The following is a 24,677-nucleotide window of genomic DNA, read 5'->3' as shown; positions in this document are numbered from 1 at the left end:
CTGCGGGTAGCCCTTGTATCTGTTTGAAAGCCTGAATCAACTGATTCAAACATACTTGCCCGAGGAGCAGATTAAGCGACTTCGGCAAGCATACCTTGTTGCGCGTGATGCTCACGAGGGACAAGCACGTTCAAGCGGTGAACCCTATATCACCCATCCTGTAGCTGTTGCCTGCATTCTGGCCGAGATGAAACTCGACTATGAAACGCTGATGGCCGCTCTACTGCATGATGTGATTGAAGACACCCCTGCCACCTACCAGGATATGGAACAACTGTTTGGCAAAAGCGTTGCCGAACTGGTGGAAGGGGTATCTAAGCTCGACAAACTGAAATTCCGCGATAAGAAAGAAGCTCAGGCTGAAAACTTCCGCAAAATGATCATGGCGATGGTGCAAGATATCCGCGTCATTCTGATCAAACTCGCTGACCGTACGCACAACATGCGCACTCTTGGGGCGTTGCGCCCTGATAAGCGTCGCCGCATTGCTCGCGAAACCCTCGAAATTTATAGCCCCCTGGCACACCGTCTTGGTATTCATCACCTGAAAACCGAGCTGGAAGAACTGGGCTTTGAAGCGCTTTACCCGAACCGCTATCGCGTCATTAAAGAAGTCGTGAAAGCCGCACGTGGTAACCGCAAAGAGATGATTCAAAAAATCCTCTCGGAAATCGACGGGCGTTTGCAAGAAGCAGGCATTCCCTGCCGCGTCAGTGGCCGCGAGAAACATCTTTACTCCATCTACTGCAAAATGACGCTTAAAGAGCAGCGTTTCCACTCGATTATGGATATCTACGCTTTCCGCGTAATTGTTCACGATATGGATACCTGTTATCGCGTTCTTGGGCAGATGCATAGCCTCTACAAGCCACGTCCGGGCCGGGTTAAAGACTATATCGCCATTCCAAAAGCGAACGGATATCAGTCCCTGCATACTTCAATGATTGGCCCACACGGTGTGCCAGTTGAAGTGCAAATCCGTACCGAAGATATGGACCAGATGGCAGAAATGGGTGTTGCCGCTCACTGGGCTTATAAAGAGCAAGGCGAAAGTGGCACTACCGCGCAAATTCGCGCCCAGCGCTGGATGCAAAGCCTGCTTGAGTTGCAGCAAAGCGCAGGTAGCTCATTTGAATTTATCGAGAGCGTAAAATCCGATCTGTTCCCGGATGAGATTTACGTTTTCACCCCGGAAGGGCGCATTGTCGAATTGCCAGCGGGCGCGACACCTGTCGATTTCGCCTATGCCGTGCATACTGACATCGGTCACGCCTGCGTTGGTGCTCGTGTCGACAGGCAACCCTATCCGCTGTCACAGTCGCTTAGCAGCGGCCAGACAATCGAAATCATTACCGCACCGGGCGCTCGCCCTAACGCTGCCTGGCTGAACTTCGTTGTAAGTTCGAAAGCGCGAGCCAAAATCCGCCAGATGCTGAAAAACCTCAAGCGAGACGATTCCGTCAGCCTGGGGCGCCGTCTGCTGAACCATGCATTAGGTGGTAGCCGCAAGCTTGCTGAAGTTCCGCCGGAAAATATTCAACGTGAGCTTGAGCGTATGAAGCTCGCCACGCTTGACGATTTGCTGGCTGAAATTGGTTTAGGCAACGCCATGAGCGTAGTGGTGGCTAAGAATCTGCAAGGTGAATCATCGGTAATTGCGCAAGGAAATACACCCGCGCACAGCCACTTGCCTATCAAAGGCGCTGACGGTGTGCTGATTACCTTCGCGAAGTGTTGCCGCCCAATTCCTGGTGACCCGATTGTGGCTCACGTCAGCCCTGGCAAAGGGTTAGTTATTCACCATGAGTCCTGCCGTAATATCCGTGGCTACCAAAAAGAAGCCGAGAAGTTTATGGCGGTCGAGTGGGATAAAGAGACCGAGCAAGAATTCCTCACTGAAATTAAAGTGGATATGTTCAACCATCAGGGTGCATTGGCAAACCTGACCGCGGCAATCAATACCGCAGGTTCGAATATCCACAGTCTGAATACTGAAGAGAAAGATGGCCGCGTTTACAGCGCGTTCATTCGTTTATCTGCCCGCGACCGTGTTCATCTGGCCAATGTTATGCGCAAGATTCGCGTAATGCCGGATGTCATTAAAGTTACCCGCAACCGAAACTAGTGTTATGAATCCTCAACGTTATGCGCGTATTTGCGAGATGCTTGCCAGGCGTCAGCCTGATCTGACCGTCTGCATGGAACAAGTCCATAAACCTCATAACGTCTCAGCGATTATTCGCACCGCTGATGCAGTGGGCGTGCATGAAGTTCACGCGGTTTGGCCTGGTAACAGAATGCGTACCATGGCCTCTTCTGCTGCCGGAAGTAACTCCTGGGTTGAAGTGAAAACACACCGCAATATTGGCGATGCCGTTAGCCATTTGAAAAACAACGGGATGCAAATCCTCGCCACCAACCTTTCGGATAAAGCCGTCGATTTTCGCGAAATTGATTACACGCGCCCGACCTGCATTCTGATGGGTCAGGAAAAAACCGGTATCACACAAGAAGCACTAGCGCTGGCTGACCAGGACATCATTATTCCGATGGTTGGCATGGTGCAATCTCTAAACGTTTCCGTGGCTTCCGCCCTCATTCTTTATGAAGCGCAGCGCCAACGTCAGAATGCCGGAATGTATCAACGCGAAAACAGTACCCTGCCGGAGTCCGAGCAACAGCGACTGCTGTTTGAAGGCGGTTACCCGGTGCTGGCGCGCGTTTCTCGCCGTAAAGGTTTGCCCTACCCGCATGTGAATCAGCAAGGTGAGATAGAAGCTGATGCCGCATGGTGGGCCACAATGCAATCTGCGGAGTAGTCGGATGAAAGGCCGTTTGCTGGATGCCATACCGTTAAGTACGCTTGCCGGAGTGGGCGCCAGCCAGAGCGGTAAACTAGCCAAAATTGGCTTGTATACCATTCAGGATCTTCTTCTCCACCTTCCGCTTCGCTACGAAGACCGCACCCATCTCTACCCTATTAACGACCTTATACCCGGTGTATACGCCACGGTAGAAGGCGAAGTGCTGAACTGTAATATCAGTTTTGGCCGCCGCCGTATGATGACCTGCCAGATTTCTGACGGTACCGGCATCCTGACGATGCGGTTTTTCAACTTCAACGCCGCAATGAAAAACAGCCTCGCGAACGGTAAACGCGTGCTTGCCTATGGTGAAGCGAAACGCGGCACGCACGGCGCGGAAATGATTCACCCGGAATACCGTATTCAGGGCGACCTCAGCACACCAGAATTGCAGGAAACGCTGACGCCGGTTTACCCCACGACGGAAGGTATCCGCCAGGCGACACTGCGCAAACTCACCGACCAGGCTCTGGAATTGCTGGATACCTGCGCCATTGCAGAATTGCTCCCGGCTGATTTGAGCAAGGGAATGATGAGCCTGCCAGAAGCGTTGCGCACTCTGCATCGCCCGCCGCCAACCATGCAGTTAGCCGATCTGGAAACGGGAAAACACCCAGCTCAACAGCGCTTAATACTCGAAGAATTACTGGCTCATAACCTGAGCATGCTCGCGTTGCGTGCGGGTGCCCAGCGTTATCATGCGTTGCCGTTGCATGATCATGACGAGTTAAAAAACCGCCTGTTAGCAGCACTGCCGTTTAAACCAACCGGTGCGCAGGAACGCGTTGTGGCGGAAATCGAACACGACTTAGCACTCGATGTACCGATGATGCGCCTGGTGCAAGGTGATGTAGGATCGGGCAAAACGCTGGTTGCTGCACTCGCCGCACTGCGTGCGATTGCGCATGGCAAACAAGTCGGTCTGATGGCACCAACAGAATTGCTCGCCGAGCAGCACGCCAATAACTTCCGCCAGTGGTTTGCGCCGCTGGGAATTGAAGTGGGCTGGCTGGCAGGAAAGCAGAAAGGCAAAGCCCGTATCGCTCAGCAAGACGCAATCGCCAGCGGCCAGGTGTCGATGGTGGTGGGAACGCACGCGATCTTCCAGGAACAGGTGCAGTTCTCGCAGCTCGCGTTAGTCATCATTGATGAACAACATCGCTTTGGCGTCCATCAACGTCTGGCGCTGTGGGAAAAGGGCCAGATTCAGGGATTCCATCCGCATCAACTTATCATGACTGCCACCCCAATTCCGCGCACGCTGGCAATGACGGCCTATGCCGATCTGGATACGTCCACTATCGACGAGCTGCCACCAGGCCGTACGCCAGTTACCACTGTTGCGATTCCTGATACACGCCGCAACGATATTATCGAACGGGTACGAGAAGCGTGTAGCAATGAAGGTCGCCAGGCGTACTGGGTCTGTACACTGATAGAAGAGTCTGAATTGCTGGAAGCCCAGGCCGCAGAAGTCACATGGGATGAGTTAAAAGCTGCTCTGCCGAATCTGAACGTTGGCCTGGTTCATGGCCGCATGAAGCCTCAAGAAAAGCAGGCCGTGATGCAGGCTTTCAAAGAGGGCTCGATTCATCTGTTGATCGCCACAACCGTCATTGAAGTGGGTGTGGATGTGCCGAATGCCAGCCTGATGATTATTGAAAACCCGGAACGTCTCGGTCTTGCGCAACTCCACCAGCTTCGTGGTCGTGTTGGCCGTGGTGCCGTCGCATCCCACTGCGTGTTGCTTTATAAATCGCCGCTATCAAAAACGGCGCAGCTGCGATTGCAGGTGTTGCGCGATAGCAACGATGGCTTTGTGATTGCACAAAAGGATTTAGAAATTCGTGGGCCAGGAGAATTACTCGGCACGCGTCAGACGGGGAATGCCGAGTTTAAAGTAGCTGATTTGCTGCGCGATCAGGCGATGATTCCAGAAGTACAGCGCCTTGCGCGCCATATCCATGAACGCTATCCCGAGCAGGCAACCGCGCTCATTGAACGCTGGATGCCTGAAACGGAACGCTATTCAAATGCCTGATGCTTAGCCAAAGATTGGCAGCATCAGATACATCTTAATCACCAACGCATTGACAATATCAATAAAGAACGCGCCAACCATTGGCACCACCAGGAACGCCATGTGTGACGGGCCAAAGCGCTCGGTAATCGCCTGCATGTTAGCGATTGCTGTAGGCGTTGCGCCCAGGCCAAAACCACAATGCCCCGCAGCGAGAACCGCCGCATCGTAGTTTTTGCCCATCAAACGATACGTCACGAAGATGGCATACAGTGCCATAAAGATGGTCTGCACCGTCAGAATCGCCAGCATAGGCAACGCCAGAGAAGCCAGCTCCCACAGCTTTAGGCTCATCAGCGCCATAGCAAGGAACAGCGACAAACTGACATTCCCGAGCACGGAAACTGCACGTTCAAATACCCGATAGAAGCCGAGCAGTGAGAGTGTGTTGCTGAGGATAACCCCAACAAATAACACGCAAACAAACGTCGGTAATTCAAAGCTCGTGCCTTGAATGAGTTGGCCCGCAAACTTACCCACGGTAAGGCAGATAGCAATCATCGCAATGGTTTCAATCATCACCATTGAGGTGATCATGCGTCCGACAGCCGGTTTTTCAAAAGCGGTGGGATCAATGCTATCTTCAGGTGTGCCATTTGGCGTGGATGAGTGTTTGACCAGATAACGCGCCACCGGCCCGCCAATCAAACCACCCAACACTAAACCAAACGTTGCGCAAGCCATCGCAACTTCAGTGGCGTTCTGGAAGCCATAGCGCTCGGTAAACAGCTTACTCCAGGCCGCTCCCGTACCATGCCCGCCTGATAACGTAATAGAACCTGCCAGTAATCCCATTAATGGATCAAGACCCAACAGGCTCGCCATACCGATACCGATGGCGTTTTGCATCACCAGCAAACCAACAACCACAACCAGGAAAATACCGACAACTTTGCCGCCCGCACGCAGGCTGGAAAGGTTGGCGTTAAGGCCGATGGTGGCGAAGAAGGCGAGCATCAAAGGGTCTTTGAGGCTCATATCAAATTCAAATTCCCAGCCGACGCTCTTTTTGAGCACCAACAAGGCCAGAGCGATTAAGAGTCCACCCGCTACCGGTTCAGGGATAGTGTATTTTTTTAACAGCGGTATGGTATGGACCATTTTACGGCCCAGTAACAACACGAGAGTTGCGGCAACAAGCGTAGAAAGTGTGTCGAGATAAAACATAGAAGTGCTCCTGTTTGCGCATATTTCTCACAGACGCTTTTAATTATCCTTCACTGGAATTTCAGGGTTTAGAAAAGTCAGCAGCTGGATTTTAACCAAAAAACAGCTGAAAGTTATATAAAAAGGTCGTTATATACACTTTTTATCTTATGAAACTTCGGTAGCAAACGTTTGCTTTTACCATTCAGTCCGCTAAAATCACCGTTTTTTCTCCTGGGGATAATTTCCGATGTCTGTTAATGCTGTTGAGTCAGACGATGCGCAACCGATTGCTAAGACTCATTCCAGTGAATTGATCTACCGCCTCGAGGATCGCCCTCCTCTTCCACAAACACTTTTTGCTGCTGGCCAGCACTTATTAGCGATGTTTGTAGCGGTTATCACGCCTGCGATGTTGATTTGCCAGGCGCTGGGACTTCCGGCTGAAGATACCCAACACATTATCAGCATGTCTTTGTTCGCCTCAGGCGTAGCATCGATTATCCAGATTAAAGCCTGGGGCCCGGTTGGTTCTGGGCTTCTGTCTATTCAAGGCACCAGTTTTAACTTTGTTTCACCGTTGATTATGGGCGGCATGGCATTGAAAAATGGCGGTGCCGATGTCCCGACCATGATGGCCGCACTCTTCGGCACGTTGATGCTGGCAAGCTGCACAGAGATGCTGTTGTCGCGCTTTCTGCATCTGGCTCGTCGCATTATTACGCCACTGGTTTCTGGTGTAGTGGTGATGATTATCGGCCTGTCGCTGATTCAGGTTGGCTTGACATCCATTGGCGGTGGCTACGGCGCGATGAGCGACCACACCTTTGGCGCGCCGAAAAATCTGCTGCTGGCGGGTGCCGTGCTGCTGGTCATTATTTTGCTTAACCGTCAGCGAAACCCTTACTTACGCGTGGCGTCACTGGTTATCGCGATGGCTGTAGGTTATGCGTTGGCCTGGGCGATGGGCATGCTGCCGAACGTCGCGCCATCAACCAATACAGATCTGATCATGGTGCCAACCCCGCTCTACTACGGCCTGGGCATTGACTGGAATCTGCTTATCCCGCTGATGCTGGTGTTTATGGTGACGTCCCTGGAAACCATCGGCGATATTACGGCAACGTCTGACGTTTCCGAACAGCCGGTTTCTGGCCCGCTGTATATGAAGCGCCTGAAAGGTGGCGTGCTGGCGAACGGCCTGAACTCCTGCGTTTCCGCCGTGTTCAACACCTTCCCTAACTCTTGCTTCGGCCAGAACAACGGCGTGATTCAGCTTACTGGTGTTGCCAGCCGCTATGTCGGTTTTGTCGTTGCGCTGATGCTGATTGTGCTGGGCCTGTTCCCGGCAGTAAGCGGATTCGTACAACACATTCCCGAGCCAGTTCTGGGTGGCGCAACTATCGTGATGTTCGGCACCATCGCCGCGTCCGGCGTGCGTATTGTCTCTCGTGAACCTCTGAACCGCCGCGCAATTATGATTATTGCGCTGTCCCTGGCTGTCGGTATGGGTGTGTCTCAGCAACCGCTGATTTTGCAGTTTGCGCCTGACTGGTTGAAGACATTGCTCTCTTCAGGTATTGCTGCCGGTGGTATCACCGCTATCGTTTTGAACCTGATTTTCCCGCCTGAAAAAAATTGATGTATCTCACGCGCTGGTGATTTGTTCTCATCAGCGCGTGTTACCCCTCCTGACAATCCCATCCTTGAGCTATAACGGTAAATGGGGCATAAAACCCTTTACCGAAACTTCATGGGACGGAAGACAATGAAATTTCTCGGAAAGCTAATCATTGCGATATTGGTTGTCGTACTTGTACTGCTTCTTGCTGCTTATCTTTTACTGCAAACCCATTGGGGTGCCGCCCAGGTTAGCAGTTGGGTTAATGAGAAGAGTGATTACAATTTCTCTTTTGAAGAGATGGATCATCGCTGGGCATCACCCACGCACGTCACTCTGACGAATGTCACCTTCGGGCGCAAAGGCCAACCGGCGACGCTGGTCGCAAAGAATATTGATATTGGGCTTAGCTCACGTCAGTTCTCAGAGCCTATGCACGTCGACAATATTCTGTTGCAAAACGGAACGTTAAACATCAGCCCTGACGCCGCCCCGCTGCCATTCCAGGCCGACATGCTGCAATTAAGTGATATGGCCCTCAACAGCCCAAACACCGAATGGGATTTACATGCCCAACGCGTCAACGGGGGTGTAAAGCCCTGGCAACCGACGAAAGGTAAAGTGCTGGGAAGTACCGCAGATATTCAGTTTAGTGCCGGGTCCATGACGCTCAACGGTGTCCCAGCGACCAACGTGTTATTGCAGGGTGCGATTAATAACGAGCAGGTGACGCTTTCCACTATTGGGGCCGATATGGCTCGCGGCTCGCTTACAGGTAACGCCAATCGCCTTGCTGACGGTTCATGGCAAATTAGTAGCCTGCGTTTGAACGATATTCGTCTGCAAACTGAAAAATCAATTACCGATTTCCTGGCCCCGCTTACCACGGTTCCTTCGCTGAAAATTGATAACCTGGAAGTCACCGACGCGCGACTGGAAGGGAAGGATTGGGCAGTAACCGATTTAGATCTGAGTTTGCGCAACCTGACGCTGGCAAACGGCGGATGGCAAAGTGATGACGGCCGGCTGTCAATGAACGCCAGTGATTTCATTATTGGTGCATTACATTTGAACGACCCCATCGTCAACGTCGATTTTAATCAGCAAACCGCTTCGCTACGCCAGTTCACTTCCCGCTGGGAAAGAGGCATGGTTCGCGCTTCAGGCGAGTGGCAACGCAACGAGAAAAAACTCGCGCTCGACGAGCTGGTTTTTGCAGGACTGGAATATACGCTGCCCGCCAACTGGAAAGCGCTTTGGATGGAGCCTTTACCGGAATGGCTAAACTCAGTATCAATTAAAAAACTCACGGCGAACAGAAACCTGGTTATTGATATCGATCCTGCCTTCCCGTTCCAGCTCACGGCGCTGGACGGCACGGCGAACAATATCGAACTGGTACGTAACCACCAGTGGGGTGTGTGGAGCGGAAACTTAACCCTTAATGCAGCAGCCGCCACGTTTAACCGTGTGGATGTTCGCAGGCCGTCTATTTCATTGAATGCAACTGACAGCCAAATCACGATTACGGAATTAAGTGCTTTTGCGGGAGACGGCATGCTGGAAGCGACGGGTGCTATTTCGCAGGCTCCGCAACGCAATGCGGCAATGAATCTTCGCGGGCGCGCGGTACCAGTAAATGTGTTGCAGCAATGGGGATGGCCAGCGGTGCCGCTTGAGGGCAACGGTAATTTGCAGCTTTCAGTGACCGGTAACCTTGCAGCTCAAACACCACTGAAACCCACGGTGAACGGGACATTACAGGCCACCAGCGCCGACGGAAAACAAGTACAGCAAACAATGCAGAATGGGGAAGTACCCGGCGCGTAAGCGCCGGGTAGTTATTCTTCTTCGTTCCCGCCCTCTTCAAGCGGGCCAAAAGGTTTAGCTGGCAGTACCAGATACACCCCTTCAAAAACAGCACCTTGCGTATCATCGCCAAAAAGCTCAACTTGCAACGCGACGCGAGCTTTACGGCCACGCGCCAGGCGGTCGAGATCGCCACTCAACGAGCCTAAGTCAGCAATAGCTCCAGGCCTTCCGGTGATCGGGCTGCTATATCGGATATGCGCATCGGCAAGAATAATCGTGCCGCCAAGATGACGCTCGCGCAGCATCAGCCAGATCAGCCCCCAACCGGTCAGTGTAGCGAGCGAAAACAGGCTACCGGCGAATAAGGTTTGATGGGGATTTTGATTACCCGCTTCGGGCATGGTGGTAATAAATTTCTGCCCGGTGTATTGCAGGATGCGCACGCCCATTTTTTCACTTAATGGGATGTGTTCATACCAGGCCTGCTGTAACTGAGCGCACCAGTCTGCACGATGGAGAATGTCGTCCAGCGAAGCGACGGGTTTTATCATCAAATAGTGGCGAATCGGCGTGGTCGAAGGCGTGGTGATTTCGCCCTGATTCTCAAATCCCAATTTGGCAAAGAACTCGACGGCATCTTCACGTGCGCTACACACCACACGTTTCACACCTTCCTGGCGCGCGACAGACTCTAGTGTCATCGCCACCAGCGTGCCCAGCCCCTTATCTTGTACCGAGGGGTGAACCGCCATAAAACGGATAGCCGCTTCGTTATCAGCGTTGATATACAAGCGACCAATGGCGACTGGATTGCCTTCTTCATCCACCACCATCTGGTGATGGGCCATGGCATCCCACGCATCGCGTTCGGAGCCTTTAGGTTGATGCAGCGGCTTACGCAGCATCTCCCAGCGAAACTGGTAATAGAGCTCAAGCTCTTCTTCGGTTTGCGGTACGCGAAGGTGATACATACATGTACTCTCTCTTGTTACGCGGGACCGTGTAAGTTGCGAATTCAGACCTGTAACCAAAACGTCACCGGGCCATCGTTAGTCAGGCTGACTTTCATGTCGGCGGCGAAGCGCCCTGTTTCGGCCACAATGCCCTGCTGGCGGCAACGTTGAACAAAGTATTCATATAGTTCTTCGGCTAGTTGCGGTGCTGCTCCGCCAGAAAAGCTCGGGCGCATACCGCGTTCGGTATCCGCGGCGAGGGTAAACTGCGACACCACCAGCACACTGCCACCCGCTTGCTGAACATTCAGATTCATCTTGTCATTTTCATCGCCAAAAATACGATAACCCAAAACCCGCTCGCAAAGACGATTCGCTTTTTGTTCGTTATCTTCTTTTTCGACACCCAATAACACTAAAAGTCCTGGGCCAATTTCACCCGTTACTTCACCCGCCACAGTGACGCTGGCGTGGGTGACGCGCTGAATTAATGCGATCATGGTTCTTCCAATTCTTCCTGCTGAGCTTCTATGCGAAGTCTTCGGTAATCGCCGAGAGTGACAGTAATTTCGGCGCCGAGCAACACGATACACCAGGTCCAGTAGACCCAGACGAATAAAATGGGGATCACGGCTAACACGCCGTAAATCAATTGGTAAGAGGGAAACATGGTGATGTAGAGGGCAAAGCCCTTCTTCCCAAGCTCAAACAAAAGAGCCGCAACCAGCGAGCCAACCAATGCGTCGCGCACCGGAACACGGGTAGTAGGGACGATGCTGTACAACATCCAGAATGACAGCCAGGATAGCAGCAACGGGAAAACACGTAACACGATATCAATCGTGCTGTTAAACCCCGTCACCCATCGCAGTGAGAGCAGATACGAACTAATCACCAGGCTCGCGCCCGCCAGTAATGGCCCAAGCGTTAAAATCATCCAGTAGACGGCAAACGAATAGATTTTTGGCCGCGTACGCGTACTGCGCCAGATAGTATTGAGCGCGCTATCAACGGCATACATCAACAGCAAAGCGGTGACGATAAGCCCACAGGCCCCCACCGCGGTCATCTTGTTGGAGTTAGCAACAAACTGTTCGATATAGCGCTGGATGATATCGCCTGTAGCAGGCAGAAAATTTGAGAAAACAAAATGCCGGAGCTGAACACTGACATCGGCGAACATCGGAAAAGCCGCAAACAACGCAAACACCACCGCAACCAAGGGCACCAGTGAGAGTAATGACACGTAAGCAAGATTCCCCGCAAGCGTGGTCATATTGTCCTGGTCGATGCGATGCCAGAGCAACTTACCCCAGGCGATACATGGTCTGAGGCGGTTACTCGTTTTGCGATGAACGTCTTTTATCATAGGTTTTTTGCAAAATATCCGGGCACCGTATCTTTTCCGGTCACCAAAATACTGGTGATACCCAACTGCTGAGCTCCCTTTACATTATCGGCGTTGTCATCAAAAAAGACCGCCTCATTCGCAGAAAAACCTTCTGTTTCGAGAAGTTTTTGGTAGATCTCGACGTCCGGTTTGCGCATCCCCATTTCCTGAGACAGATAGATTTTATCCGCCGCCTCGGCGATTTGCGGGTATTCACCAGGCCAGAAATAAGTGTGTAAACGGTTGGTGTTAGAGAGCACCACGACACGATGCCCCTGTTCACGAAGTTTGTTCATGACGGCGATAACTTCCGGACGCAAGCCAACAAAAATTGCCTGCCAGCCAGCAGAGAACTGATCAAAACTTAGCGCCATACCCATTTCGTCACATACCGCTGCGGCGAATTCTTCGTCGGTAATCTGCCCGCGTTCGTGGCGCTTGAAAGCATCCCCCATCACAAAATTTTTTTGCAAATTAGCCAGTGGCACCCTGCTGTAATCGCTCCAGACCCCCATCACGCGGTTGAAGTCGATATCAACAATGACGTTACCTAAATCAAAGATATACAGCATAAGCCTCTCCTTTGCGCATGGACAAATAACTGTAGCGGTAATAGAAGAAGGTGGATAGTGCGTGTTACAACAACAGCTCAACGAATGCGAGCCAGATCGTTAATCAGTGAAACGTGACCGCAAGATAACCCCGCTATAAAGCCAGTACCTGATATTTTGCGGTTACGTCGCCAGGTTTTAACCTTCGCGACGCTTACTCGGTTAGTTGGGCTATTCCTGCCCCCCAACTCAGAAACCACCAGCTCAACATGCTCATTTTCCAGCAATGTTTTAAATGAAGCCGTTGGGATTTGGTCGGTAAATAACGCAGTGGCTTGTTTCACATTGCCAATTTCTACCGCAGCTGACGCATGGAATTTAGTCGAGTCTGCCGCCACCAAAACATGTCGTGAATGCTTCATCATCGCTTTCACCACGCTGACTTCGTTCACATCAAAATCCAGCAACGCACCATCTGGCTCAATCGCGCCCACGCTGGTTATCAGGTAGTCCGCACGAAAACCTTCCACAAAGGTGATCGCCGCTGGCCCGACAATACCGCCATTATGCGGACGCAAAGTACCGCCCGGCACCATCACTTCAAAACGCGGATTTTTATACAAGACATGTGCCACGCGCAGACTATTAGTAATGATGCGCAGCCGATCATGGTTCATTAATGCCCGCGCAATATGTTCAACCGTAGTACCAATGGTGATGAACACCGTCGAACCATCTGGAATGTAGTCAGCAATCGCTTCAGCGATGGCCATTTTCTCACTCGTCAACGACACTTCACGTTGTTCGAATGCCACGTTAACAACACTTGATGCGCGCCCTGCGCCACCGTGATGACGAGTAATCAGCCCCTGTTCGCTCAACTTACGAATGTCACGGCGCACAGTTTGAGTGGATACATCCAGCAATTGCGCCAGCTCGTCGATATTCATATAGCCGCGTTCGGCAATCAGTTGTAATAACAGGTCATGGCGCGGATTGCCGGTTAACTCGGTGATGCTCATGCACATTCTCCTAAAGTGACCGCCTCGATTTGTATTTTATACAAAAAGTGACATGAAAGAGTCAGTTTGATCACAGTCGGGAATTCCTGCCCGCCCGCCAGGACGGGTGCATTTCAGTGCCGCAACCGCGTTGGCAAAGCGTATCGATTCATATATCTCAATGCGTTGTGCTAATTTTACTGCTAACGCGCCGTGGAATACGTCTCCGGCTCCGGTCGTGTCCACCACTTCAACCCGAAACCCAGCATGATGGCGCAACTCATTATTTTCTAACCAATAACAGCCAGATTTCCCTTGGGTGACATAAACATGTCCATTTGTGATCGCTTGTGCGCGTTTTAGTGCCAATAGTAGGTCACCTTCACCACTCAGGCGTTGCAGGCCCGGCGCAGAAAACGCCGCGTGATCCGCCAACGCTACCAGCTCAGAGATATCTTGCGGGGTAATATCAGCATCCAGAACCGTTGTGACTCCCGCAGACCGCGCCAAAGTGAATGCTGTTTTCGCTCCCTGATGCCAGCGCACATCTGCTAACACCACGTCGTAAGCCGTGAAATCAATCTCATGCAGCCAGCTTGCGTCTTCCGGCAGTTCAGGGCTTGGGTAATTCACGATAATCCGCTCGCCTTGTTCATCTACCAGAATCGCTGATTGCGATGAGTTGGCATTTTTACAACTCCGCGAAAATGCCGTGTTTACCCCCCAATTCTCCAGTTCATCTAACAGAGCTTTCCCCGTTGCGTCATCGCCCACGCGCCCGATGAAATCGACATGCGCCCCGAGCCTTGCCGCAGCCACTGCCGCTGTTGCTGCTGGACCACCGCCTATTTCACGATAATGCTGCGCCACATATTTCCCACCGCATTCAGGTAATTGGTTCAGGTAATAGAGCCGGTCTTGTACCGCAATTCCCACGCACGCTATTCGAATCACATCGCTTTCCTTTCGCTGTTTTTCACTTCGACAGCGCATAAATCAACCGCCGATCACATGGGGCTTATTGTAATTCCATCAATTGTTAAAAAAGTGATCGCTGTCAATTTTTTAACCATAAATTACAAATACGATCAAAAACAGACAAAGATAATGACAACAGCCAACAAAAAATGACATTCACCCAGGAGGATACATGAGCAGTGTCGCTTTTATAGGTTTAGGGCAGATGGGTGCGCCAATGGCGCGCAATTTGCTCAAACAGGGGCATCGGTTAGCGGTGTTCGATTTAAACGCCGAGGCCGTGGACGCACTGGTTCAGGTTGGTGCCACCGCCAGTAAAAATGCCGCCGAGGCCGCGCAAGATGCCGAATTCGTAATAACCATGCTGCCAAACGGCGACCTGGTTCGTGAAACGCTATTAGGCGAGAACGGTGTGAGTCAGACGTTGTGTAAATCAGCATTAATCATTGATATGTCTACGATTCACCCACTGCAAACCGACCACCTGATTGCAGATTTAGCCAGCCGTGGTTTCAGCATGATGGATGTACCCGTGGGTCGCACTTCCGATCACGCCATCGCCGGAACGCTTTTGCTACTGGCTGGCGGCACACCGCAACAAGTCGAACGCGCCAGACCGCTGCTGATGGCGATGGGTTCCGAGCTTATCGAAGCTGGCGGGCCAGGCATGGGTATCCGCGTGAAGCTCATCAACAACTACATGAGCATCGCCTTGAATGCACTTTCCGCGGAAGCCGCCGTACTTTGCGAGGCCCTCGGTCTTTCCTTCGAAGTGGCGATGCAAGTCATGAGCGGAACACCTGCGGGTAAAGGTCATTTCACCACTTCCTGGCCGAACAAAGTGCTGAAAGGCGACCTGACTCCCGCCTTCATGATTGACCTCGCCCATAAAGATTTGGGTATCGCGCTAGATGTCGCCAACCAGCTGCATGTGCCGATGCCGTTGGGCGCGGCCTCCCGCGAAGTTTACAACCAGGCTCGCGCCGCCGGACGTGGCCGCCAGGACTGGAGCGCAATTTTAGAGCAGGTACGTAACAGTGCCGGGATTAATCACAAAAACTAGTTATTTCATAAGGATAGAGAATGAATCACTACACACTTAAAGATATTACCCGGCCGAGCGGCGGTTTCGCCATGTTGGCAGTCGATCAACGCGAAGCGATGCGTCTGATGTTTGCCGCTGCTGGCAGTCAATCACCGGTTGCCGACCAGGTTTTAACGGATTTCAAAGTTAACGCCGCCAAAATTTTATCTCCTTATGCCTCAGCAATTCTCGTCGACCAGCAATTTTGCTACCGCCAGGTGGTTGAGCAAAACGCGCTGGCGCAAAGCTGCGCGATGATTGTTGCAGCCGATGAGTTTATCCCTGGTAACGGCATTCCCGTCGATAGCGTGGTGATTGATAAATCAGTCGATCCGCAAGCCGTTAAACGTAACGGCGGCAAAGCGTTAAAACTGCTGGTGTTGTGGCGTAGCGATGAAGATGCGCAGCAACGCCTTGAAATGGTGAAGGACTTTAACCAGTTGTGCCATGCCAACGGCCTGCTGAGCATCATTGAGCCTGTTGTTCGCCCACCGCGCCGTGGCGATAAATTCGACCGCGAACAAGCGATTATCGACGCCGCCAGGGAGCTAGGCGACAGCGGTTCCGATCTCTATAAAGTGGAAATGCCACTGTCAGGAAAAGGCTCACGCCCTGAACTCCTCAAAGCTTCTCAACGCCTCAATGAACAAATCAACATGCCGTGGGTGATCCTTTCTTCAGGCATCGATGAAAAGCTTTTCCCACGAGCAGTGAGTGTTGCCATGACTGCTGGCGCATCAGGGTTTTTAGCCGGTCGCGCCGTCTGGTCATCGGTTGTAGGTTTACCGGATACCGAAATGATGCTGCGTGATATTTCAGTACCGAAATTGCAGCGCCTGGGCGAAATCGTCGACGAAATGATGGCTCGCCGTTAACCGAGGGAATGTGACGATGAAATGGTTTAACACACTGAGCCACAACCGCTGGCTCGAGCAAGAAACTGACCGCATTTTCGATTTTGGCCGCAAATCTGTGGTGCCAACGGGATTTGGTTGGCTCGGTAATACCGGTCTGGTGAAAACGGACATGGGTACACATTTGTGGGTCACCGCTCGTATGTTGCACGTTTACGCCGTCGCTGCGTCAATGGGCCGTCCTGGCGCTTATCAACTGGTTGAGCATGGCATCAACGCGCTCAATGGTGCGCTGCGCGATAAGCAATACGGCGGCTGGTATGCCTGCGTGAATGACGAAGGTGTGATTGATGCCTCGAAGCAGGGTTATCAGCATTTCTTTGTGTTGCTAGGCGCGGCAAGTGCGGTAACCACTGGCCACCCTCAGGCACGCAAACTGCTGGATGACGCCATCGACGTCATCGAAAAGTACTTCTGGAGCGAACAGGAACAAATGTGCCTGGAGTCGTGGGACGAAGCGTTCAGCAAGACGGAAGAATACCGTGGCGGCAATGCCAACATGCACGCAGTAGAAGCGTTTTTAATTGTTTACGACGTCACGCATGACCGCAAATGGCTCGACCGTGCGCAAAGAATTGCCTCGGTGATTATTCATGATGTGGCTCGCAGCGGCGAATATCGCGTCAATGAACATTTCGACGCCGACTGGAACCCAATCCGCGATTACAACAAAGACAATCCTGCTCACCGCTTCCGTGCCTACGGCGGCACGCCAGGCCACTGGATTGAGTGGGGCCGTCTGATGCTGCATCTTCACGCCGCACTTGAAGCTCGTTTTGAAACACCTCCAGCCTGGTTGCTAGAAGACGCCAAAGGCTTGTTCAACGCGACCATCCGCGATGCCTGGGCACCCGACGGTGCAGAAGGTTTCGTTTATTCCGTGGGTTGGGATGGTGAGCCAATTGTTCGTGAACGTGTGCGCTGGCCAATCGTTGAAGCCATGGGAACGGCATATGCGCTATTCACCGTAACCGGAGATACACAGTACGAAACCTGGTATCAGAAATGGTGGGATTACTGCATTAAGTACCTGATGGATTACGAGAACGGTTCGTGGTGGCAGGAGCTGGATACCAACAATGAAGTGACCACCAGGGTCTGGGATGGCAAGCAGGATATTTACCATCTATTGCATTGCCTGGTGATCCCAAGACTGCCGCTAGCACCGGGTTTAGCGCCCGCCGTGGCCGCTGGTTTGTTGGATTGCAACGCCAAATAAACCACAACACGTACCCTACATTTACGGAGTTAATAATGGCCTTATCACAACAAAATTTAGAAAGCCTTGAACTCACCACGTTGAATGATGGCTTTGCCCTGAGCTGGCAGAATCGCCTGATTTTGCGGCACACCGCGCAAACGCCTTGCTTATGGGTGGGCGCGGGTGAAGCCGATATTGATATGTTCCGTGGCAATTTCAGCATCAAGGACAAGCTGGATGAAAAGATTGCCCTGACCGAAGCCGCCGTCATCCCACAAGATGCGGGCTGGAATGTCCGCTTCACACGTGGCGATACCGTGAATGCCACGCTGCATATCGGCATCGATGCCGAAGGCCGCCTTGAGCTGAAACTCAAAAACGACAGCGCCAGCCATAACCGCATTTGGCTGCGCCTTGCCGCAAAACCAGAAGACCATATTTATGGTTGTGGCGAGCAGTTCTCTTACTTCGATTTGCGTGGCAAGCCGTTCCCGTTGTGGACCAGCGAGCAAGGTGTCGGGCGCAATAAACAGACTTATGTGACCTGGCAGGCCGACTGCAAAGAAAACGCAGGCGGCGATTATTACTGGACGTTTTTCCCACAGCCGACGTTCATCAGCACCCAGAAGTATTACTGCCACGTTGAAAACAGCTGCTACATGAATTTCGATTTCAGCGCGCCAGACTTCCATGAACTGGCAATTTGGCAAGACCAGGCGGTGCTGCGCTTTGAATGTGCCGACAACTACATTCATTTGCTGGAAAAACTCACCGGTTTATTAGGCCGCCAGCCAGAAATGCCGGACTGGATTTATGACGGTGTGACGCTCGGCGTGCAAGGTGGCACCGAGGTTTGCCAGCAAAAACTCGATGTAATGCGCAAAGGCGGCGTCAAAGTTAACGGTATCTGGGCGCAGGACTGGTCGGGTATTCGCATGACGTCGTTTGGCAAACGCGTGATGTGGAACTGGCGCTGGAACGGCGATTTGTACCCTGAGCTGAATACGCGCATCAAAAAATGGCAGGCCGAAGGCGTGCGTTTTCTTACCTACATCAACCCTTATGTGGCAAGCGATCGCGACCAGTGCGAAGAAGCATCGAAGCTCGGCTATCTGACCAAAACTCATGACGGAAAGGATTACCACGTCGAGTTCGGCGAGTTTTACGCGGGCGTTATCGACTTAACCAATCCCGAAGCCTACGACTGGTACAAAGAACTCATCAAACGCAACCTGATCGAGCTTGGTTTTGGCGGTTGGATGGCAGATTTTGGCGAATATTTACCAACCGATACCGTGCTGCATAACGGCGTTAGCGCTGAAGTCATGCATAACGCGTGGCCTGCGCTGTGGGCGAAGTGTAATTACGAAGCGCTTGAAGAAACCGGCAAGCTGGGCGAGGTGCTGTTCTTTATGCGTGCGGGTTATACCGGCAGCCAGAAATACTCGACGATGATGTGGGCTGGTGATCAGAACGTGGACTGGAGCCTGGACGATGGTCTGGCGTCAGTGATCCCGGCGGCGTTGTCGTTGGCTATGACCGGACACGGTCTGCATCATAGCGATATCGGAGGTTACACCACGCTGTTCGATATGAAGCGCAGTAAAGAGTTGCTGATGCGCTGGTGCGAATTTAGCGCCTTCACGCCGATGATGCGCACACATGAAGGTAACCGTCCGGGCGATAATGTGCAATTCGACAACGATAGCGACATCATCGCGCAATTTGCCCGCATGACGACGGTATTCACGACGCTTAAGCCGTATATCAAACACGCCGTAGCGCTTAACTCTCAAAGCGGCTTACCCGTGATGCGCCCGTTATTCCTCCATTACGAAGACGACCCGCAAACCTACATCCTGAAATATCAGTATCTGTTTGGCCGCGATTTGCTGGTCGCACCGGTTCATCAGCCTGGTAGTAGCGAATGGACGCTGTATTTGCCACAGGATAACTGGGTCAACCTATGGACGGGCGAACCGTACACCGGTGGCGGTGAAATTACCGTTGCTGCGCCAATCGGCCAACCTCCAGTGTTTTACCGGGCCACCAGCGAATGGGCTGAGCTGTTTACCTCATTGCGTCATATCTGATAGCCGTGGCGGCGAGTTCAAATCTCGCCGCCACAAGGAGAATAAAAATGAGTCATCAGACCGACAGCCGGGGCAGCGATCCGGCCACTTTATTGCTTCCGTTACGGGAAAAAATCGCCTATGGAATGGGCGACCTGGGTTCAAATATCTTGCTGGATATCGGCACACTTTACCTGCTGAAGTTCTATACCGACGTTTTAGGTCTGCCCGGCACTTACGGCGGCGTGATTTTCCTGATTGCCAAGTTTTTTACCGCGTTTACCGATATGGGCACAGGCATCATGCTCGATTCACGGCGCAAGATTGGGCCAAAAGGGAAATTCCGCCCGTTCGTGCTGTACGCGGCATTTCCCGTCACGTTACTGGCGATAGCTAACTTTGTCGGCACGGATTTCAGCATCACCGGCAAAACCGTAATGGCGACGGTGCTGTTCATGTTGTATGGCTTGTTCTTCAGCATGATGAACTGTTCTTACGGCGCGATGGTTCCGGCGATGACTAAAAACCCGAATGAACGTGCATCGCTGGCGGCGTGGCGACAAGGCGGTGCCACGCTCGGCCTGCTGCTGTGCACCGTCGGTTTTGTGCCGGTGATGAACATGGTCGATAACAATCCGCAACTGGGTTATATCGTGGCAGCGGCGTTGTTTAGCGCCTTCGGCTTGTTCTTTATGTGGTGGTGTTATTCCGGCGTGAGAGAGCGATATGTCGAAACCCAGCAGCCTGCACCTGGGCACAAGCCGGGTTTGTTGCAATCATTCAAAGCTATCGCCGGCAACCGCCCGCTGTTTATTCTTTGCATCGCCAATTTATGCACACTCGGCGCATTTAACGTCAAACTGGCGATTCAGGTTTATTACACGCAATACGTGCTCAATGATCCACTGCTGCTTTCATACATGGGCTTTTTCAGCATGGGCTGTATTTTCTTCGGCGTGTTCCTGATGCCTTCTGCCGTGCGCCGCTTCGGCAAGAAAAAGGTCTATATCGCCGGGTTGCTTGTTTGGGTAGTGGGCGATTTGCTCAACTACACGATGGGCGATAGTTCGGTCAGCTTCGTGATGTTCTCGTGCCTGGCGTTCTTCGGCTCTGCGTTCGTCAACAGCCTGAACTGGGCGCTGGTTTCCGACACCGTGGAATACGGTGAATGGCGAACAGGCGTGCGCTCTGAAGGCACGGTCTATACCGGTTTCACCTTCTTCCGTAAGGTTTCGCAAGCATTGGCGGGCTTCTTCCCTGGTTTGATGCTGACGCAAATCGGCTATGTGCCAAACGTAGTGCAATCAGCCGGAACCGTTGAAGGGCTACGGCAGTTAATATTCATCTGGCCGAGCGCGCTGGCGGTGGTGACGATTATCGCGATGGGCGGCTTCTACAATCTGAATGAAAAAATGTACGTGCGGATTGTGGGTGAGATTGAAAGCCGCAAACGGGCTGCTGCACATTAATAAGGGTCGGCCATGAATGTATTAACGCTAAAGCTCAGTTTGCGAGAAAAGTTCGCGTACGGCATGGGGGATTTTGGCTCAAACCTGATGCTGTGTATCGGTACGCTGTATCTGTTGAAGTTTTATACGGATGTGCTTGGTCTTCCGGCATTTTACGGCGGCGTTATCTTTCTGGTCGCCAAATTCTTCACCGCCTTTACCGATATCCTAACCGGCGTGTTGATTGATTCACGCCGGAATATCGGCCCTAAAGGGAAGTTTCGCCCTTTCATTTTTTATGCGGCAATGCCGGTGGCGCTGGTAGCAACAGCGCAATTTGTGGATACCGGTTTAACCCTGACGATGAAAACGGCGTTATCGACAGTACTGTTTATGTTGTTCGGCCTGTTTTACAGCCTGATGAATTGCTCTTACGGCGCGATGGTTCCGGCGATAACTAAAAATCCGCATGAGCGCGCACAACTGGCGGCGTGGCGGCAAGGTGGTGCCACACTTGGGTTGCTGCTTTGTACTGTGGGATTTATACCGATTCAGGCGCTGTTTGTTGAGCGCCCATCGCTGGGTTATTTAGTTGCGGCAACACTCTTCGCGACCTGCGGGTTATTTTGCATGTGGTGGTGCCACAGCGGCGTCAAAGAGCGTTATGTGGAAGTGGTGCCGGAAAGCCATAAGCCGGCCATCGCTAAGTCGTTTCTCGCAATCTTTCGCAACCCGCCGTTGCTGGTGTTATGCATCGCCAATCTTTGCACGCTGGCGGCTTTTAACATCAAGCTGGCAATTCAGGTTTATTACACTCAGTACGTACTGAACGATATCCATCTGCTTTCCTGGATGGGTTTTTTCAGTATGGGCTGCATCCTGATTGGCGTGCTGATGGTGCCAGCGGCGGTGAAACGTTTCGGGAAAAAGCAGGTTTATCTGGGCGGATTGTTGTTATGGGCGGCGGGAGATTTGCTGAATTATGCCTGGGGAGACAGTTCGTTATCGTTCGTGCTGTTTTCCTGCATGGCGTTTTTTGGCACCGCGTTTGTCAACAGCCTGAACTGGGCATTGGTGCCGGATACTGTGGATTACGGTGAGTGGAAAACCGGCATTCGCGCCGAAGGCTCGGTTTATACCGGCTACACGTTTTCACGCAAAATTTCGGCAGCACTGGCGGGCTTTTTACCCGGCATTATGCTGACGCAAATCGGGTATATCCCCAACATCGCGCAGAGTGAAACCACGTTAAATGGCCTGCGCCAGCTAATATTTATCTGGCCATGCAGCCTGGCGATTACCGCAGCGATGACCATGGGGCTGTTTTATAAATTAAATGAACAGCGGTTTATGCAAATAATCGCCGAATTAAACGAACGCAAGCAGGAGGCTTCCACTCCACAACTGTCAGTTGAAAATACCAAAGAAGCTTCCGCAACTTTATAAAAAACAACGATTAACCGGTGCGCTTTAAATGGATACCAATATCGTATTCGTTTTAGAAAGGTATAAATCAGAGCAAAAAAAAGCCCCGCCTAAACAGGCAGGGCTTCAATGCTTTGCAGGAAAGAAACTTACGCTTCTTTGCTACCACGACCCGCACGTTTGCGGTCGTTTTCAGTCAGGTGACGCTTACGAATACGTACGGAAGTCGGAGTAACTTCTACCAGTTCGTCATCATCGATGAATTCCAGAGCTTGCTCCAGGGACATCTTCTGTGCAGGAACCAAAGTAGTTGCTTCGTCAGTACCAGACGCACGCATGTTGGTCAGTTTCTTACCGGTCAGGCAGTTTACAGTCAGGTCGTTAGAACGACTGTGAATACCGATGATCTGGCCTTCATAAACTTCTGCACCGTGACCCAGGAACAGCTTACCGCGGTCCTGCAGGCTGAACAGCGCAAACGCTACTGCTTTACCCTGGCCGTTAGAGATCAGCACGCCGTTCTGGCGCTGGCCGATTTCGCCTGGTTTCACGTCGTCGTAGTGGCTGAATGTGGAGTACAGCAGACCAGTACCAGAAGTCATGGTCATGAACTCAGTACGGAAGCCGATCAGGCCACGTGCTGGGATCAGGTAATCCAGACGGATACGGCCTTTGCCGTCAGGGATCATGTCTTTGACATCGCCCTTACGCTCGCCCATCGCCTGCATTACAGAACCCTGGTGCTGTTCTTCGATATCCAGAGTCACGTTTTCGAACGGCTCTTGCATACGACCATCGATCAGACGGTTGATTACTTTCGGACGGGACACAGCCAGTTCGAAGCCTTCACGACGCATGTTTTCGATAAGTACAGACAGGTGCAGTTCGCCACGACCGGATACACGGAATGCATCCGCATCTTCGGTTTCTTCAACACGCAGTGCAACGTTGTGCACCAGCTCTTTGTTCAGGCGGTCAAGGATCTGACGAGAGGTAACGAATTTACCTTCTTTGCCACAGAACGGAGAGGTGTTGACGTTGAAGAACATGGTAACAGTTGGTTCATCAACAGACAGTGCTGGCAGCGCTTCAACATTTTGCGTATCGCAAAGGGTGTCGGAGATGTTCAGCTCGCCCAGACCGGTAATCGCGATGATGTCGCCTGCTTCGGCTTCGGTGGATTCAATACGCTCCAGACCGAGGTGAGTCAGTACTTTACCGACTTTACCGTTACGAGTTTTACCTTCGCTGTCGATGATAGTGATTTGCTGGTTAGGCTTCACTTTACCGCGTTTGATGCGACCGATGCCGATAACACCAACATAGTTGTTGTAGTCGAGCTGGGAGATTTGCATCTGGAACGGACCATCAGAGTCAACGGATGGCGCTTTAACGTGGTCAACAATCGCCTGGTACAGCGGGGTCATGTCTTCCGCCATATCACCGTGATCGTTACCCGCGATACCCATCAATGCTGATGCATAGATGATTGGGAAATCGAGTTGCTCGTCGGTTGCGTCGAGGTTTACGAACAGGTCGAAGACCTGATCAACAACCCAGTCAGGACGCGCGCCAGGACGGTCAACTTTGTTAATTACAACAATTGGCTTCAAACCGTGGGCAAATGCCTTTTTGGTTACGAAGCGCGTCTGCGGCATTGGGCCATCCATTGCGTCAACGACCAGCAGAACGGAGTCTACCATGGACATTACACGTTCAACTTCACCACCGAAGTCGGCGTGCCCAGGGGTATCAACGATGTTGATACGGTAGTCATTCCATTTGATAGCGGTGTTTTTAGCGAGGATGGTAATCCCACGCTCTTTCTCCAAATCGTTGGAGTCCATCACGCGTTCGGTGGCTTCAGCACGTTCGTTACTGAAAGTACCAGATTGCTGCAGCAGCTTATCAACCAGGGTAGTTTTACCATGGTCAACGTGCGCGATGATGGCGATATTACGCAGATTTTCGATCACAACTTTGCCTCAGGCATTAGAAATAGCGCGTTATTGTACACGTATTAATCGAAGGACATAACAGGATCACAAAGAACTTTTACAAACAATGTAAAAAGTAAGGGTTTGTGATCGCTTTCACGGAGCAAAAAAGGGAGCTACAACGAAAATTGCACCAATAT

General features: G+C 51.9%; 18 protein-coding genes and 1 pseudogene. 11 read left to right on the top strand and 8 right to left on the bottom strand.

From position 1 onward, the window contains the following. The first annotated feature begins 13 nt into the window (after positions 1-13). Genes spoT through recG form a run of 3 tightly spaced genes read left to right on the top strand, consistent with a single transcriptional unit; the run spans position 14 to position 4,905 of the window. Entirely contained in the window at positions 14-2,125 is a 2,112-nt protein-coding gene (spoT, locus tag AC0IWZ_RS21470) for a bifunctional GTP diphosphokinase/guanosine-3',5'-bis pyrophosphate 3'-pyrophosphohydrolase (protein WP_034499979.1), read from the top strand. 4 nt (positions 2,126-2,129) lie between these two features. Beyond that, positions 2,130-2,819, top strand: coding sequence for a tRNA (guanosine(18)-2'-O)-methyltransferase TrmH (gene trmH / locus AC0IWZ_RS21465; RefSeq protein ID WP_034499977.1), 690 nt, complete (start codon positions 2,130-2,132; stop codon positions 2,817-2,819). Positions 2,820-2,823: 4 nt separating this feature from the next. Next, on the top strand, positions 2,824-4,905 hold the full coding sequence (gene recG / locus AC0IWZ_RS21460; RefSeq protein ID WP_471678513.1) for an ATP-dependent DNA helicase RecG: 2,082 nt from the start codon (positions 2,824-2,826) through the stop codon (positions 4,903-4,905). A 3-nt stretch (positions 4,906-4,908) separates the two neighbouring features. On the opposite strand, the gene gltS is transcribed toward recG, so the two are convergent. Beyond that, on the bottom strand, positions 4,909-6,111 hold the full coding sequence (gene gltS / locus AC0IWZ_RS21455; RefSeq protein ID WP_034499974.1) for a sodium/glutamate symporter: 1,203 nt from the start codon (positions 6,109-6,111) through the stop codon (positions 4,909-4,911). A gap of 229 nt (positions 6,112-6,340) precedes the next feature. On the opposite strand from gltS, the gene AC0IWZ_RS21450 reads away from it, so the two are divergent. Together AC0IWZ_RS21450 and AC0IWZ_RS21445 are read left to right on the top strand one after the other, a co-directional pair. Further along, the gene (locus tag AC0IWZ_RS21450) at positions 6,341-7,732 is read left to right on the top strand and encodes a nucleobase:cation symporter-2 family protein (protein WP_034499973.1); all 1,392 of its coding nucleotides are present in this window, start codon (positions 6,341-6,343) and stop codon (positions 7,730-7,732) included. Between the two features lie 126 nt (positions 7,733-7,858). After that, positions 7,859-9,541 (top strand): AsmA family protein, encoded by a 1,683-nt coding sequence (locus AC0IWZ_RS21445; RefSeq protein ID WP_471678514.1) that lies wholly within the window; start codon positions 7,859-7,861, stop codon positions 9,539-9,541. Positions 9,542-9,552: 11 nt separating this feature from the next. Here AC0IWZ_RS21445 and fabY read toward each other — a convergent pair whose 3' ends face one another. The 6 genes and pseudogenes from fabY to AC0IWZ_RS21415 form a co-directional block, all read right to left on the bottom strand. Then, the gene (gene fabY, locus AC0IWZ_RS21440) at positions 9,553-10,494 is read right to left on the bottom strand and encodes a fatty acid biosynthesis protein FabY (RefSeq protein ID WP_034499970.1); all 942 of its coding nucleotides are present in this window, start codon (positions 10,492-10,494) and stop codon (positions 9,553-9,555) included. A gap of 44 nt (positions 10,495-10,538) precedes the next feature. Next, positions 10,539-10,976, bottom strand: coding sequence for a D-aminoacyl-tRNA deacylase (gene dtd / locus AC0IWZ_RS21435; protein WP_034499967.1), 438 nt, complete (start codon positions 10,974-10,976; stop codon positions 10,539-10,541). Next, positions 10,973-11,845: a virulence factor BrkB family protein gene (locus tag AC0IWZ_RS21430; RefSeq protein ID WP_471678515.1), complete on the bottom strand. Its 873-nt coding sequence runs from the start codon at positions 11,843-11,845 to the stop codon at positions 10,973-10,975. Before AC0IWZ_RS21430 ends, dtd begins: the two co-directional genes overlap by 4 nt. Next, the gene (yihX, locus tag AC0IWZ_RS21425) at positions 11,842-12,438 is read right to left on the bottom strand and encodes a glucose-1-phosphatase (RefSeq protein ID WP_259268560.1); all 597 of its coding nucleotides are present in this window, start codon (positions 12,436-12,438) and stop codon (positions 11,842-11,844) included. Before yihX ends, AC0IWZ_RS21430 begins: the two co-directional genes overlap by 4 nt. 236 nt (positions 12,439-12,674) lie before the next feature. Beyond that, positions 12,675-13,439 (bottom strand): annotated as a pseudogene (locus AC0IWZ_RS21420) (DeoR/GlpR family DNA-binding transcription regulator); the annotation flags it as partial. A gap of 36 nt (positions 13,440-13,475) precedes the next feature. Continuing rightward, the gene (locus tag AC0IWZ_RS21415; RefSeq protein WP_410374182.1) at positions 13,476-14,372 is read right to left on the bottom strand and encodes a sugar kinase; all 897 of its coding nucleotides are present in this window, start codon (positions 14,370-14,372) and stop codon (positions 13,476-13,478) included. Positions 14,373-14,568: 196 nt separating this feature from the next. Between AC0IWZ_RS21415 and yihU the strand changes: the two genes are divergently transcribed. From yihU to AC0IWZ_RS21385, 6 genes are read left to right on the top strand one after another with little or no spacing between them, the layout of a single operon-like run. Next, entirely contained in the window at positions 14,569-15,459 is an 891-nt protein-coding gene (gene yihU / locus AC0IWZ_RS21410) for a sulfolactaldehyde 3-reductase (protein ID WP_471678517.1), read from the top strand. A gap of 20 nt (positions 15,460-15,479) precedes the next feature. Next, positions 15,480-16,355, top strand: coding sequence for a sulfofructosephosphate aldolase (gene yihT, locus AC0IWZ_RS21405; RefSeq protein WP_471678518.1), 876 nt, complete (start codon positions 15,480-15,482; stop codon positions 16,353-16,355). A 16-nt stretch (positions 16,356-16,371) separates the two neighbouring features. After that, the gene (yihS, locus tag AC0IWZ_RS21400) at positions 16,372-17,613 is read left to right on the top strand and encodes a sulfoquinovose isomerase (RefSeq protein ID WP_471678519.1); all 1,242 of its coding nucleotides are present in this window, start codon (positions 16,372-16,374) and stop codon (positions 17,611-17,613) included. 35 nt (positions 17,614-17,648) lie between these two features. After that, positions 17,649-19,688 carry an alpha-glucosidase gene (locus AC0IWZ_RS21395; protein ID WP_471678520.1) on the top strand — a complete coding sequence of 680 codons (2,040 nt, stop codon included), beginning with the start codon at positions 17,649-17,651 and terminating at the stop codon, positions 19,686-19,688. A 47-nt stretch (positions 19,689-19,735) separates the two neighbouring features. Continuing rightward, entirely contained in the window at positions 19,736-21,136 is a 1,401-nt protein-coding gene (locus AC0IWZ_RS21390; RefSeq protein WP_471678521.1) for an MFS transporter, read from the top strand. 12 nt (positions 21,137-21,148) lie between these two features. Then, entirely contained in the window at positions 21,149-22,561 is a 1,413-nt protein-coding gene (locus AC0IWZ_RS21385; RefSeq protein WP_471678522.1) for an MFS transporter, read from the top strand. 128 nt (positions 22,562-22,689) lie between these two features. Here AC0IWZ_RS21385 and typA read toward each other — a convergent pair whose 3' ends face one another. After that, positions 22,690-24,516: a ribosome-dependent GTPase TypA gene (gene typA / locus AC0IWZ_RS21380; RefSeq protein WP_034499943.1), complete on the bottom strand. Its 1,827-nt coding sequence runs from the start codon at positions 24,514-24,516 to the stop codon at positions 22,690-22,692. Positions 24,517-24,677: the final 161 nt, after the last annotated feature.

This window comes from Buttiauxella sp. AC142, assembly GCF_979253435.1.
Note: the sequence above shows the minus strand (reverse complement) of the source record. Positions and strands in the feature narration are given on the sequence as shown.